General features: G+C 33.7%; 15 protein-coding genes. 10 read left to right on the top strand and 5 right to left on the bottom strand.

Annotation, left to right across the window (positions count from 1 at the left end; translation table 11 throughout):
* The first annotated feature begins 49 nt into the window (after positions 1-49).
* From IDG45_RS10560 to IDG45_RS10545, 4 genes are read left to right on the top strand one after another with little or no spacing between them, the layout of a single operon-like run.
* Positions 50-1,426 (top strand): long-chain fatty acid--CoA ligase, encoded by a 1,377-nt coding sequence (locus IDG45_RS10560; protein WP_001100820.1) that lies wholly within the window; start codon positions 50-52, stop codon positions 1,424-1,426.
* Between the two features lies 1 nt (position 1,427).
* A complete protein-coding gene (locus tag IDG45_RS10555) occupies positions 1,428-2,567 on the top strand; it encodes a thiolase family protein (RefSeq protein WP_001070664.1) in 1,140 nt (379 codons plus the stop codon).
* Complete coding sequence (locus IDG45_RS10550) at positions 2,542-2,907, top strand: VraC family protein (RefSeq protein ID WP_111063867.1); 366 nt, start codon at positions 2,542-2,544, stop codon at positions 2,905-2,907. Before IDG45_RS10555 ends, IDG45_RS10550 begins: the two co-directional genes overlap by 26 nt.
* A gap of 2 nt (positions 2,908-2,909) precedes the next feature.
* Entirely contained in the window at positions 2,910-3,188 is a 279-nt protein-coding gene (locus IDG45_RS10545; RefSeq protein WP_000671090.1) for a hypothetical protein, read from the top strand.
* Positions 3,189-3,378: 190 nt separating this feature from the next.
* Here the strand turns inward: IDG45_RS10545 and vraX are convergent, their stop codons facing one another.
* Together vraX and thiD are read right to left on the bottom strand one after the other, a co-directional pair.
* The gene (gene vraX / locus IDG45_RS10540; protein WP_000587958.1) at positions 3,379-3,546 is read right to left on the bottom strand and encodes a C1q-binding complement inhibitor VraX; all 168 of its coding nucleotides are present in this window, start codon (positions 3,544-3,546) and stop codon (positions 3,379-3,381) included.
* 533 nt (positions 3,547-4,079) lie between these two features.
* Positions 4,080-4,910, bottom strand: coding sequence for a bifunctional hydroxymethylpyrimidine kinase/phosphomethylpyrimidine kinase (thiD, locus tag IDG45_RS10535; RefSeq protein WP_001185462.1), 831 nt, complete (start codon positions 4,908-4,910; stop codon positions 4,080-4,082).
* 183 nt (positions 4,911-5,093) lie between these two features.
* Between thiD and IDG45_RS10530 the strand changes: the two genes are divergently transcribed.
* From IDG45_RS10530 to IDG45_RS10515, 4 genes are all read left to right on the top strand, one after another.
* Complete coding sequence (locus IDG45_RS10530) at positions 5,094-5,750, top strand: uracil-DNA glycosylase (RefSeq protein WP_000455258.1); 657 nt, start codon at positions 5,094-5,096, stop codon at positions 5,748-5,750.
* On the top strand, positions 5,751-6,131 hold the full coding sequence (locus tag IDG45_RS10525) for a DUF5327 family protein (protein ID WP_000248116.1): 381 nt from the start codon (positions 5,751-5,753) through the stop codon (positions 6,129-6,131).
* 132 nt (positions 6,132-6,263) lie between these two features.
* Entirely contained in the window at positions 6,264-6,632 is a 369-nt protein-coding gene (locus IDG45_RS10520; RefSeq protein ID WP_000765183.1) for a DUF423 domain-containing protein, read from the top strand.
* 120 nt (positions 6,633-6,752) lie between these two features.
* On the top strand, positions 6,753-8,237 hold the full coding sequence (locus IDG45_RS10515) for an APC family permease (RefSeq protein ID WP_000412511.1): 1,485 nt from the start codon (positions 6,753-6,755) through the stop codon (positions 8,235-8,237).
* Between the two features lie 140 nt (positions 8,238-8,377).
* Here the strand turns inward: IDG45_RS10515 and IDG45_RS10510 are convergent, their stop codons facing one another.
* From IDG45_RS10510 to hemQ, 3 genes are all read right to left on the bottom strand, one after another.
* Entirely contained in the window at positions 8,378-8,830 is a 453-nt protein-coding gene (locus IDG45_RS10510; RefSeq protein ID WP_000498572.1) for a threonine/serine exporter family protein, read from the bottom strand.
* A gap of 12 nt (positions 8,831-8,842) precedes the next feature.
* Positions 8,843-9,607 (bottom strand): threonine/serine exporter family protein, encoded by a 765-nt coding sequence (locus tag IDG45_RS10505; RefSeq protein WP_000354092.1) that lies wholly within the window; start codon positions 9,605-9,607, stop codon positions 8,843-8,845.
* A 547-nt stretch (positions 9,608-10,154) separates the two neighbouring features.
* Positions 10,155-10,907, bottom strand: a complete 753-nt coding sequence (gene hemQ, locus IDG45_RS10500) for a hydrogen peroxide-dependent heme synthase (protein WP_000075712.1) — start codon at positions 10,905-10,907, stop codon at positions 10,155-10,157.
* Between the two features lie 167 nt (positions 10,908-11,074).
* Between hemQ and pta the strand changes: the two genes are divergently transcribed.
* Both pta and IDG45_RS10490 read left to right on the top strand, forming a co-directional pair.
* A complete protein-coding gene (gene pta / locus IDG45_RS10495; protein ID WP_000774287.1) occupies positions 11,075-12,061 on the top strand; it encodes a phosphate acetyltransferase in 987 nt (328 codons plus the stop codon).
* A 2-nt stretch (positions 12,062-12,063) separates the two neighbouring features.
* Positions 12,064-12,900 (top strand): lipoate--protein ligase family protein, encoded by an 837-nt coding sequence (locus tag IDG45_RS10490; protein WP_000362356.1) that lies wholly within the window; start codon positions 12,064-12,066, stop codon positions 12,898-12,900.
* Positions 12,901-13,143: the final 243 nt, after the last annotated feature.

Genomic DNA, 13,143 nt, shown 5'->3' with positions numbered 1-13,143 from the left:
TAATGTTAACAAGATGTATTTTAAAGTTTACATTGAGTGAGGGATATTGATGAACGTAATTTTAGAACAGTTGAAAATACATACTCAAAATAAACCTAATGACATAGCATTACATATAGATGATGAAATAATTACATATAGTCAACTAAATGCCCGCATCACTAGCGCAGTTGAATCTTTGCAGAAATATTCACTTAACCCTGTCGTTGCTATTAATATGAAATCACCGGTTCAAAGTATTATTTGTTATTTAGCTTTGCATCGTTTACATAAAGTGCCTATGATGATGGAAGGTAAATGGCAAAGTACTATACATCGTCAATTGATTGAAAAATATGGTATTAAAGATGTAATTGAAGATACAGGTCTCATGCAGAGTATAGACACACCGATGTTTATTGATTCAATGCAATTACAGCACTACCCCAATTTATTACATATTGGTTTTACTTCAGGAACAACTGGACTGCCAAAAGCATATTATCGTGATGAAGATTCATGGTTGGCTTCTTTTGAAGTTAATGAAATGTTGATGTTAAAAAATGAAAATGCCATAGCAGCCCCCGGACCACTATCGTACTCGTTAACATTATATGCGTTATTGTTTGCTTTAAGTTCTGGTCGTACTTTTATAGGACAGACCACTTTTCATCCTGAAAAGTTACTTAATCAATGTCGTAAAATATCATCATACAAAGTTGCTATGTTTCTTGTTCCAACGATGATTAAATCATTATTGTTAGTTTACAACAATGAACATACAATCCAATCATTTTTTAGCAGTGGAGATAAGCTGCATTCTTCTATTTTTAAAAAGATAAAAAATCAAGCAAATGACATAAATTTGATTGAATTTTTTGGTACATCGGAAACCAGTTTTATCAGCTATAACTTGAATCAGCAAGCACCAGTTGAATCAGTAGGTGTGCTATTTCCAAATGTGGAATTGAAAACAACGAATCACGATCACAATGGTATAGGAACTATTTGTATAAAGAGTAATATGATGTTTAGTGGCTATGTAAGCCAACAATGTATAAATAATGATGAATGGTTTGTTACTAATGATAATGGCTATGTAAAAGAGCAGTATTTATATTTAACGGGACGACAACATGATATGTTAATTATTGGTGGTCAAAATATATATCCAGCACATGTTGAACGCCATTTAACGCAATCGTCGAGCATTGATGAAGCAATTATAATCGGTATTCCAAATGAGCGTTTTGGTCAAATAGGTGTATTGCTTTATTCTGGTGATGTGACACTTACACATAAAAATGTAAAACAATTTTTAAATAAGAAAGTGAAACGCTATGAAATTCCATCGATGATTCATCATGTAGAAAAGATGTATTACACTGCAAGTGGTAAAATTGCTAGAGAAAAAATGATATCGATGTATTTGAGAGGTGAATTATAATATGAATCAAGCAGTCATAGTTGCAGCTAAACGAACTGCATTTGGGAAATTTGGAGGCACTTTAAAACATTTAGAGCCAGAACAATTGCTCAAACCTTTATTCCAACATTTTAAAGAGAAGTATCCAGAGGTAATATCTAAAATAGATGATGTAGTTTTAGGTAATGTTGTTGGGAATGGTGGCAATATTGCAAGAAAAGCATTACTTGAAGCGGGGCTTAAAGATTCAATACCTGGCGTCACAATCGATCGACAATGTGGGTCTGGACTTGAAAGTGTTCAATATGCATGTCGCATGATTCAAGCCGGAGCTGGCAAGGTATATATTGCAGGCGGTGTTGAAAGTACAAGTCGAGCACCTTGGAAAATCAAACGACCGCATTCTGTGTACGAAACAGCATTACCTGAGTTTTATGAGCGTGCATCATTTGCACCTGAAATGAGCGACCCATCAATGATTCAAGGTGCTGAAAATGTAGCCAAGATGTATGATGTTTCAAGAGAATTACAAGATGAATTTGCTTATCGAAGTCATCAATTGACAGCGGAAAATGTAAAGAATGGAAATATTTCTCAGGAAATATTACCTATAACCGTTAAAGGAGAAATATTCAACACTGATGAAAGTCTAAAATCACATATTCCGAAAGATAACTTTGGCCGATTTAAGCCCGTGATCAAAGGTGGGACCGTTACCGCTGCGAATAGTTGTATGAAAAATGATGGTGCAGTTTTATTGCTTATTATGGAAAAAGATATGGCATACGAATTAGGTTTCGAGCATGGTTTATTATTTAAAGATGGTGTTACGGTAGGTGTTGATTCTAATTTGCCTGGCATTGGTCCAGTACCAGCCATTTCCAACTTACTAAAAAGAAATCAATTAACGATAGAAAATATTGAAGTCATTGAAATTAACGAAGCGTTCAGTGCACAGGTGGTTGCCTGCCAACAAGCTTTAAATATTTCAAATACGCAATTAAATATATGGGGTGGTGCATTAGCATCAGGTCATCCATACGGTGCAAGCGGTGCCCAATTAGTGACGCGATTATTTTATATGTTTGACAAAGAGACTATGATTGCATCTATGGGGATTGGAGGAGGTCTAGGAAATGCAGCATTATTTATTCGATTCTAACCAGCGATTAAATGTGTCATTTTCTAAGGATAGTGTGGCTGCATATTATCAGTGTTTTAACCAACCTTATAGAAAAGAAGTACCACCATTAATGTGTGCGTCATTATGGTCAAAATTTGATTTATTTAAAAAATATGCAAATAGCGAACTGATTTTAACAAAATCAGCAATTAATCAAACTCAAAAGATAAAAGTAGACACAATATATGTAGGGCATTTAGAAGATATTGAATGCCGACAGATTCGCAATATCACACGTTATACAATGGCTTTAACATTAACTAAAAATAATCAGCATGTCATAACGGTTACACAAACTTTTATTAAGGCGATGAAGTAGATATGAAGTTTAATGAGATATGGATAAATGAATATTTGGCGCTCGTAAATGATGATAATCCAATACATAATGAGATTGTGCCAGGACAATTAGTGAGTCAAATGATGCTGATGGCTATGTCAATAGAGGCGAACCAGTGTCAAATTAACTACGTTAAACCTATTTTAATAAATGAAAATATCGAATTCATTGAAGAACACGAGCAAGAAATGATAGCAATTAATGACGATGGAGAGATTAAAGTAAAGATTTCTTTGAGCACAAAAAATAACCGATATTAGCTGCATGAACGCATATTAATTAGGAGATGAAAGGACAGCTAATATCAGTTATGTATTGTTATTATTATTGGGAACAGAGATATATATAGGTTACGTTTCTTTCTTTGCACGGGGATGCATTAATCTAAAATAATAATAACAACTATATCAATGTTTAATAAATTCTGGATTATTGGAACGATTAGTCAATTTAACTAACTTTCATATGATCTATATCGTCTTGTAATAAAGAGAGCAATTTGAATATTTCAGTATCACTAAATGAATCGTCACATTTAATTGAAACATGCTGAAACGTTTTGGTTATAATTTCATAAACTGGTGCGCCTTCATGGTGATACTGTCGATAAATAATCATAACCTATATTACCTCCTTTGCTACTCTATGGTTATATTATAAATAACATTTTTATGTGTGACATCAACCTTAAGTATCAACTTTTTATCAGACATAGAACGTATGATTTACTAAGACTATTTATGTATCATGTTTTAAAAGGAATATATTTTTATAAAGTCGTTGAGAAGTTATTTTTAATTTCAAAAAAATGGCAGAATTAGTAGAGCGGGATAAAACGTTATGTTTAAACATGGGCATAACAAAGTTCCGAAAGGATTTGTTTTTTTAGGATAACTGATTCGTGACACTGTAAATGAATGTTATATACATATGTTGAAATAAAACTACTTATAATGATGACTTACAATACTTATTTGCCCAATTTAACTGTGAAAATCAAACAAGTATTTAATAACTAAAATAACCACACCGAAAGTGACTTTATTGTGTACTGAGACCCAAAGTTAGACTTTGAAAGCTAACTTTACTGGCGCACAGTAATGACACTCAAATCATAAGGTGTGGTTAATCTATTTTTTATGAACGAAGCATTAAACCTCTGTTACTTCAACATCGATATGTTCAATACGGTTGTATGCGCCGTGATCCACAGGACCAACAAAATCATTCATTTTCCAACCGTTTTTAATAGCAGAAGCGACGAAAGCTTTCGCACTAATCACAGCTTCTTTCGGTGACTTACCGTTAGCTAAATATGCAGTTGTTGCCGCAGCAAATGTACAACCAGCACCATGGTTATAACTTTGTTGGAACATGTCTGTAGTTAGTTGATAAAATGTTTGACCATCATAGTATAAGTCATACGATTTATCTTGATCTAAAGCTTTGCCACCTTTAATGATGACATGCTGTGCGCCTTTATCAAAGATAATTGTTGCAGCCTTTTTCATATCTTCAATTGAATTTAATTTACCTAATCCTGATAATTGACCTGCTTCAAATAAGTTTGGTGTCACTACCGTTGCTTTAGGTAGTAAATATTTAATCATCGCCTCAGTATTTCCAGGGTTAAGCACTTCATCTTCGCCTTTACAAACCATGACAGGATCTACTACAAAGTATTGTGCATTAGATGCCTCATAAACTTCTCCAGCACGTTTGATTATCTCCTCAGTACCTAACATACCTGTTTTAATAGCATCAGGTCCGATTGATAAAGCCGTTTCAAGTTGCTTTTCAAATACGTCCATAGGTAATGGTGTGACATCGTGTGACCATGTATCTTTATCCATAGTAACGATGGCAGTTAAAGCGACCATGCCATACGTATCTAATTCTTGGAACGTTTTCAAATCTGCTTGCATACCTGCACCAGCACTTGTGTCAGAACCGGCAATTGTTAAAACTTTCTTTAAAGCCATTGAGCTTCACTCCTACATAATAATATTGTATTCATCATATCATTTTTAACCTAATTGAAAAATATTAAGCATTCAATATTTGATGATTGTTGAAATGAATCATTCATACTATTGTAACTTTTGAAAATGTCATTCACTTTAGATAAGTGTGATATGTTAAAATATGTCCTGAGGTGAGATTGAATGGAATGGTCGCAAATTTTTCATGACATAACAACGAAACATGACTTTAAAGCTATGCATGATTTTTTAGAAAAAGAATATTCGACTGCAATCGTATACCCTGATAGGGAAAATATATATCAAGCGTTTGATTTAACACCGTTTGAAAATATCAAAGTTGTTATATTAGGACAAGACCCGTATCATGGTCCAAACCAAGCACATGGATTAGCATTTTCAGTGCAACCTAACGCAAAATTCCCTCCATCTTTACGTAATATGTATAAAGAATTAGCAGATGATATTGGATGTGTTAGACAAACACCACATTTACAAGATTGGGCAAGAGAAGGCGTCTTGTTATTGAATACAGTTTTAACCGTAAGACAGGGTGAAGCAAATTCTCATCGTGATATTGGTTGGGAAACATTTACTGATGAAATTATTAAAGCAGTGTCTGATTATAAAGAACATGTTGTCTTTATTTTGTGGGGGAAACCTGCACAGCAAAAAATAAAGCTTATCGATACATCTAAACATTGTATTATAAAATCAGTGCATCCTAGTCCACTGTCTGCATATAGAGGATTCTTTGGATCAAAACCGTATTCCAAAGCGAATACCTATTTAGAGTCAGTAGGAAAATCACCAATTAATTGGTGTGAAAGTGAGGCGTAGATGGTGAATAGAGAAACTTTAATAGCACGAATTGAGCAAGAATTAGTACAAGCAGAGCAGGCGCAACATGACCATGACTTTGAAAAACATATGTATGCCATACATATATTAACATCTTTATATGCTTCAACATCAAATACACCACATATTGGTGAACAACAAATGAATCGTCGTATTGCTAACCATAATCAAATGCCACACTCACAAATTACGCAGCCAACACATCAAGTGACAGCTGCTGAAATAGAAGCGATGGGTGGTAAAGTAAATACGCATTCAGCACATCATCATAATAAGTCATATTCACAACCTTCAAACCAACAACAAAGATTAGCGACAGATGATGACATTGGCAATGGTGAATCCATATTTGATTTTTAAAAAGCAACAATGAAACATAATTACTTAATAGCTTGTTAAGTATGTAGGTTAATGATCAAGACGCATATACTTTTATTCGAGGGTTCGGATTTAAACATTTATTAATACTGAATTATATAAGGAGAGGTAGCAATGAAATTATTTATTATTTTAGGTGCATTAAACGCGATGATGGCTGTCGGAACAGGTGCATTTGGTGCGCATGGTTTACAAGGAAAAATAAGTGATCACTATTTATCAGTATGGGAAAAAGCAACGACGTATCAAATGTACCATGGCTTAGCATTATTAATTATAGGTGTAATTAGTGGTACAACTTCAATCAATGTTAACTGGGCTGGCTGGTTAATATTTGCTGGTATTATTTTCTTTAGTGGATCATTATATATTTTAGTATTAACTCAAATTAAAGTTTTAGGTGCGATTACGCCAATTGGTGGCGTATTGTTCATCATTGGATGGATAATGTTAATCATTGCGACATTCAAATTTGCTGGTTAAATTTTAAAATTTTAGATTACCTATGTAACTAAACATTAAATTTTTAATAAAAATAATCAAGAAAAAGAGTTACAAACTCATCTTTTGGGTATAGAATACCTTCGAGGTGAGTTTTTATTTATGGAAAAAAAGAATAAGCAAATAGATAGAGGCGATTTAAAACAAAACCTATCTGAAAAATTTGTATGGGCGATTGCATATGGTTCATGTATCGGATGGGGCGCATTCATCTTACCAGGAGACTGGATTAAGCAGTCAGGTCCGATTGCAGCATCAATTGGTATTGTTATTGGTGCATTATTAATGATATTAATTGCGGTTAGTTATGGCGCATTAGTAGAGAGATTTCCAGTATCAGGGGGCGCGTTTGCCTTTAGTTTCTTAAGTTTCGGCAGATATGTGAGTTTCTTCTCATCATGGTTTTTAACTTTTGGTTATGTCTGTGTCGTTGCTTTAAATGCGACCGCATTCAGTTTACTAGTTAAATTCTTATTGCCAGATGTCTTAAATAATGGGAAACTATACACCATTGCGGGCTGGGACGTTTATATTACGGAAATCATTATTGCGACCGTATTACTACTTGTATTCATGCTAGTAACGATTCGTGGCGCAAGTGTATCTGGATCATTACAATATTATTTCTGTGTGGCGATGGTAATCGTCGTATTATTGATGTTCTTTGGTTCATTCTTTGGTAATAATTTTGCACTTGAAAATTTACAACCGTTAGCTGAACCTAGCAAAGGATGGTTAGTGTCTATTGTGGTTATTGTATCCGTGGCACCATGGGCATATGTTGGATTTGATAATATTCCACAAACAGCAGAAGAGTTTAACTTTGCACCAAACAAGACATTTAAGCTTATCGTGTACAGTTTATTAGCAGCATCATTAACTTATGTTGTCATGATTTTATACACTGGTTGGTTATCAACAAGTCATCAAAGTTTAAATGGACATTTGTGGTTAACAGGTGCTGTTACACAAACAGCATTTGGTTATATTGGATTAGGTGTATTAGCAATTGCAATTATGATGGGTATATTTACTGGTTTAAATGGATTCTTGATGAGTTCAAGTCGCTTGTTATTTTCTATGGGACGTTCAGGTATTATGCCAACAATGTTTAGTAAATTACATAGTAAATACAAAACACCATATGTCGCAATCATATTTTTAGTAAGTGTGTCTTTAATTGCACCTTGGCTAGGAAGAACGGCATTGACTTGGATTGTAGATATGTCATCTACAGGTGTATCCATTGCCTACTTTATTACATGTTTGTCTGCTGCGAAATTATTCAGTTATAACAAACAAAGTAATACGTATGCACCGGTTTACAAAACGTTTGCTATTATCGGCTCATTTGTATCATTCATTTTCTTAGCGTTGTTATTAGTGCCAGGTTCTCCTGCAGCACTGACTGCACCATCTTATATTGCATTACTTGGATGGTTAATCATCGGTTTAATATTCTTTGTGATTCGATATCCTAAATTGAAAAATATGGATAATGATGAATTAAGTCGCTTGATTTTAAATAGAAGTGAAAATGAAGTTGATGATATGATTGAAGAACCTGAAAAAGAAAAAACTAAATAATAAAAGAATCGCACAATATACCTTCTTAATTCGAAGGCGTATTGTGCGATTTTTTGTATTATAAATTGACATTTAAGACGAGATAGTTAAACCATATATATAATTGCTAAGAGTTTGGGCTGAGCCATCTCTAACAATATTTATAATCGTTTAAAAGATTTCACGAACCCAGAAACAATTAATTTGGAAATTTGGTCGGCGAATAATAAACCTAATGCGATGGCTCCTGCAATAAGTGTAACCTCTAGCATGGTATTGATTGCTGTACTGAAATTTAATAATACTAAATTTTTCGTTGCATCGTAAGCTAATCCACCTGGCACTAATGGGATAATACCCGTCACCATAAAAATGATTGCAGGTTCTTTTTGTTTACGTGCCATATAGTGACTTAATAAACCTAGGGCAAGACTGCCGAAGAAACTAGAGTATATAGTGTGCACATTAAAGCCGTTGAAGAATAAGGTGTAAACCATCCATCCACACGTACCAACGAAACCACATGATAGATATAATTTTCTAGGTGCATCAAAAATGACGCAGAAGAACATTGAAGCTAAAAAGCTAAAGATAAAGTTTAAGATCCAAAACATAGTCTGATACTCCTATACTAAAATTAATACGCTACCAACGCCAGCACCGATGCCAAACGCAGTAACCAAGGCTTCTAATGATTTCGTTGTGAACATCAACATGTGCCCACCAAATAAATCTTGTATTGCGTTTGTTATTAATACACCAGGAACAATAGGCATGACTGCCGCAATGATAATAGTTGCCAAGTCACCTGTTGGAATAAGTGTATGTCCAATAACGGCGATAATCCCAATAACTAATGAACCAATGAATTCTGGGATAAACTGTGCGTGTAACTTACGATCTAAAATCTCAGTGACTAGGTATCCTAGACTACCTGCTAATATCGCAGTTAAAACATCAATCAATCTACCACCTTGTAAATATAAGAAACTCATTGCAATCATTGCTGCAGCAAAACCTTTAAAGGGAAGACTGCTGTCACGCTTGGCAACATATATTTTTTCAAGTTGTGTTTTTGCCTCGGTTAAAGAAATTTCATTATTTGTAATTTGACGCGAAATTTTATTAGCTTGAGAAATTTTTATTAAGTTTGTATCTCGAGAGGTAATTCTAAATATTCTAGGAAACGATTCCGAATGTAATGTAAACTGGATGACAGTGTTTGTAACAAAGCTGTTACTTTCACTGTAACCAAGTTTTTTTGCAATACGTGTCATGGTATCTTCTACACGCGTACCTTCCGCACCAGATTCTAAAAGTATGCGAGCAGCAAGCATGACAACATCTTTTATAAGTACCTCTTGTTTGTATTCTTCTGAATTTATGTCCATTTCATCACCATTGTTTATAAGAATTTAATACTCATTATAGTTTATACACTATAAAATAACCACATGAGCTTTTTGATAAGTTGTTATTGATTTTAAAAAACTAATATTTGATACTATTGTAATAATAATCATCGGAATTTTTAGTGGTTAAAATTCTCTTGAAGTATAAAAAGGAAAATTTATTGAAAAAAATTCGACAAAAATATGTTTCAAATATTTCAAATAGGTTAAAATAATATTAGTTAACCATTACAAAAATTGTATAGAGTAGCGACTGTATAATTTCTATTGAGGTTAACGTTTATATGTAGTGATAGTAGTTAAAGTTCTCCCAAGGAATACTACTCGGGTACACTTTGCTATGAGCAAAGTGTACTTTGTTATTGATAATACATTAGCACATATATATAAGTTTAAACATACAGATTTCAACTATTTACCAAAGCACGTCTTATGTATACGGGAATATACTGAAGATAAACGAAAAATTCCAAGCTTAAACCGATAAGCTTGGAATTTTTTATTAATTTATAAACGTACCAATGTATTAAGAAATCGCAAAGAATTGATCGAATTCGTTTGTGTTAATAATATGTCCTACAAAGAAACTACCGAATTCACCGTATCGTGCTGTTGTTTCATCAAAGCGCATTTCGTATACAATTTTTTTGAATTGTAATACGTCATCTGAGAACAATGTTACGCCCCATTCGAAATCATCAAACCCTACAGAACCAGTAATAAATTGTTTGATTTTGCCAGCATATTTTCTACCAATCATACCATGGTCATACATTAATTTTTGGCGTTCTTCCATAGTTAACATGTACCAGTTATAAGTTTCATTACGACGCTTGTTCATTGGATAGAAACAAATATAATCAGAATGTGGTAATTCTGGGTATAATCTTGCTTTGATATGAGGGTTCTCATAAGGATCTTCATCAGATTTACCAGCTAAATAATTGCTCAATTCAATGACTGATACATATGAATATGTAGGGATTAGGAAGTCAGCAATGCGCAATTTGTTAAATTCATTTTCAATATGATTTAAAGACTTCATTTCAGGACGTAAGAACCATAATAACAAATCTGCTTTTTGACCAGTTATATTATAAATAGCTTGATCACCAGATTTTGATGATCTTACAGTTGCTGTATTTTCTAAAAATGATTGAAATTCAGTGACAAGTGCATCGCGTTCGTCCTTTGGAACTAGACGTAATGATGCCCAATCAACTGCATAAAATAAATGTAGACTATACCAACCATCTAATGTTTCGGCTGCTTGACTCATGTTTATCGCTCCTTTTCAAAAATCATCAGTTCTTTATAAATTTTATCATAAAGCAAAGGGATAACGATAAAATTATGATTACAAATTGGTGACGTGGCATTATGAAATAAAATGGCGTATAATTATACCGTGAATGATTAATAAGATTTATATTACAGGAGGACATTATGGCTGACTTATTAAATGTATTAAAAGACAAACTTTCTGGTAAAAACGTTAAAATCGTATTACCTGAAGGAGAGGACGAACGTGTTCTAACAGCTGCAACACAATTACAAGCAACAGATTATGTTACACCAATCGTGTTAGGTGATGAGACTAAGGTTCAATCTTTAGCGCAAAAACTTAATCTTGATATTTCTAATATTGAATTAATTAATCCTGCGACAAGTGAATTGAAAGCTGAATTAGTTCAATCATTTGTTGAACGACGTAAAGGTAAAGCGACTGAAGAACAAGCACAAGAATTATTAAACAATGTGAACTACTTCGGTACAATGCTTGTTTATGCTGGTAAAGCAGATGGTCTAGTTAGTGGTGCAGCACATTCAACAGGCGACACTGTGCGTCCAGCTTTACAAATCATCAAAACGAAACCAGGTGTATCAAGAACATCAGGTATCTTCTTTATGATTAAAGGTGATGAACAATACATCTTTGGTGATTGTGCAATCAATCCAGAACTTGATTCACAAGGACTTGCAGAAATTGCAGTAGAAAGTGCAAAATCAGCATTAAGCTTTGGCATGGATCCAAAAGTTGCAATGTTAAGCTTTTCAACAAAAGGGTCTGCTAAATCAGACGACGTGACAAAAGTTCAAGAAGCTGTCAAATTAGCACAACAAAAAGCTGAAGAAGAAAAATTAGAAGCAATCATTGATGGCGAATTCCAATTTGATGCTGCGATTGTACCAGGTGTTGCTGAGAAAAAAGCGCCAGGTGCTAAATTACAAGGTGATGCAAATGTCTTTGTATTCCCAAGTTTAGAAGCTGGTAATATTGGTTACAAAATTGCACAACGTTTAGGTGGATATGATGCAGTTGGTCCAGTATTACAAGGTTTAAATTCTCCAGTAAATGACTTATCACGTGGCTGCTCAATTGAAGATGTATACAATCTTTCAATTATTACAGCAGCGCAAGCCTTACAATAACGATGGATTTAGCGAGTAAATATTTTAATGGCGTCAACTGGCGATATATCGACCATTCTTCTGGATTAGAGCCTATGCAATCTTTCGCATTCGATGATACATTTTGCGAAAGTGTGGGCAAAGATATATCAGATAATGTTGTGCGTACTTGGATTCATCAACATACTGTTATTCTTGGTATTCATGATTCAAGATTGCCGTTTTTAAAAGATGGCATTGATTATTTAACGAATGAGATTGGTTATAATGCCATTGTTAGAAATTCTGGAGGCCTAGGTGTTGTTCTAGATCAAGGTGTATTAAATATATCGCTGATGTTCAAAGGACAAACAGAAACAACGATTGATGAAGCGTTTACTGTGATGTATCTCTTAATTAGCAAAATGTTCGAAGATGAGAATGTTGATATTGATACGATGGAAATTGAACATTCTTATTGCCCAGGAAAATTTGACTTAAGTATCGATGGTAAGAAATTTGCAGGCATATCGCAACGAAGAGTTAGAGGCGGTATTGCCGTACAAATTTATCTTTGTGTTGAAGGCTCTGGTTCAGAACGTGCATTGATGATGCAAACATTTTATGAACACGCTTTAAAAGGTGAAGTGACTAAATTTAAATATCCTGAAATTGAACCATCTTGTATGGCCTCATTAGAGACATTGCTTAACAAAACGATTACTGTTCAAGATGTAATGTTTTTACTATTATATGCAATCAAAGATCTTGGCGGTGTATTAAATATGACGCCCATTACTCAAGAAGAATGGCAAAGATACGATACGTATTTTGATAAAATGATTGAAAGAAACAAGAAAATGATAGACCAAATGCAATAGTTAAATATTTAACAGCCCCTTTCAAGTTATCGTTTGGGGCTGTTATTTTTGACAGTATCCATAAATAGCATAAATATGTTATTGACCTAATATTTAAATTGAACATCATTAAATTAAAAGTAATGATATGATTGAAATAATAAATTTAATAAGAAAATTTCATGTTTTACGTATTAAATAGATTGAGAATAGGGTATATATCTGTCTCTTTTTTCATATCTTTCTCTCCCCGCCGACGCCCTG

The sequence above is a fragment of the Staphylococcus sp. EG-SA-10 genome (assembly GCF_017151945.1).
Taxonomy (GTDB): domain Bacteria; phylum Bacillota; class Bacilli; order Staphylococcales; family Staphylococcaceae; genus Staphylococcus; species Staphylococcus aureus.
The sequence above is the reverse complement of the archived record's forward strand: the minus strand, read 5'-3'. Positions and strand labels throughout refer to the sequence as shown.

What these genes read in the sequence shown, in the direction of transcription:
- IDG45_RS10510 (WP_000498572.1), bottom strand. Translation starts at nt 8,830, where the DNA reads ATGTTTTGGATCTTAAACTTTATCTTTAGCTTTTTAGCTTCAATGTTC.
- IDG45_RS10530 (WP_000455258.1), top strand. Translation starts at nt 5,094, where the DNA reads ATGGAATGGTCGCAAATTTTTCATGACATAACAACGAAACATGACTTT.
- IDG45_RS10545 (WP_000671090.1), top strand. Translation starts at nt 2,910, where the DNA reads ATGAAGTTTAATGAGATATGGATAAATGAATATTTGGCGCTCGTAAAT.
- IDG45_RS10560 (WP_001100820.1), top strand. Translation starts at nt 50, where the DNA reads ATGAACGTAATTTTAGAACAGTTGAAAATACATACTCAAAATAAACCT.
- IDG45_RS10515 (WP_000412511.1), top strand. Translation starts at nt 6,753, where the DNA reads ATGGAAAAAAAGAATAAGCAAATAGATAGAGGCGATTTAAAACAAAAC.
- hemQ (WP_000075712.1), bottom strand. Translation starts at nt 10,907, where the DNA reads ATGAGTCAAGCAGCCGAAACATTAGATGGTTGGTATAGTCTACATTTA.
- IDG45_RS10490 (WP_000362356.1), top strand. Translation starts at nt 12,064, where the DNA reads ATGGATTTAGCGAGTAAATATTTTAATGGCGTCAACTGGCGATATATC.
- pta (WP_000774287.1), top strand. Translation starts at nt 11,075, where the DNA reads ATGGCTGACTTATTAAATGTATTAAAAGACAAACTTTCTGGTAAAAAC.
- IDG45_RS10505 (WP_000354092.1), bottom strand. Translation starts at nt 9,607, where the DNA reads ATGGACATAAATTCAGAAGAATACAAACAAGAGGTACTTATAAAAGAT.
- IDG45_RS10550 (WP_111063867.1), top strand. Translation starts at nt 2,542, where the DNA reads ATGCAGCATTATTTATTCGATTCTAACCAGCGATTAAATGTGTCATTT.
- vraX (WP_000587958.1), bottom strand. Translation starts at nt 3,546, where the DNA reads ATGATTATTTATCGACAGTATCACCATGAAGGCGCACCAGTTTATGAA.
- thiD (WP_001185462.1), bottom strand. Translation starts at nt 4,910, where the DNA reads ATGGCTTTAAAGAAAGTTTTAACAATTGCCGGTTCTGACACAAGTGCT.
- IDG45_RS10555 (WP_001070664.1), top strand. Translation starts at nt 1,428, where the DNA reads ATGAATCAAGCAGTCATAGTTGCAGCTAAACGAACTGCATTTGGGAAA.
- IDG45_RS10525 (WP_000248116.1), top strand. Translation starts at nt 5,751, where the DNA reads ATGGTGAATAGAGAAACTTTAATAGCACGAATTGAGCAAGAATTAGTA.
- IDG45_RS10520 (WP_000765183.1), top strand. Translation starts at nt 6,264, where the DNA reads ATGAAATTATTTATTATTTTAGGTGCATTAAACGCGATGATGGCTGTC.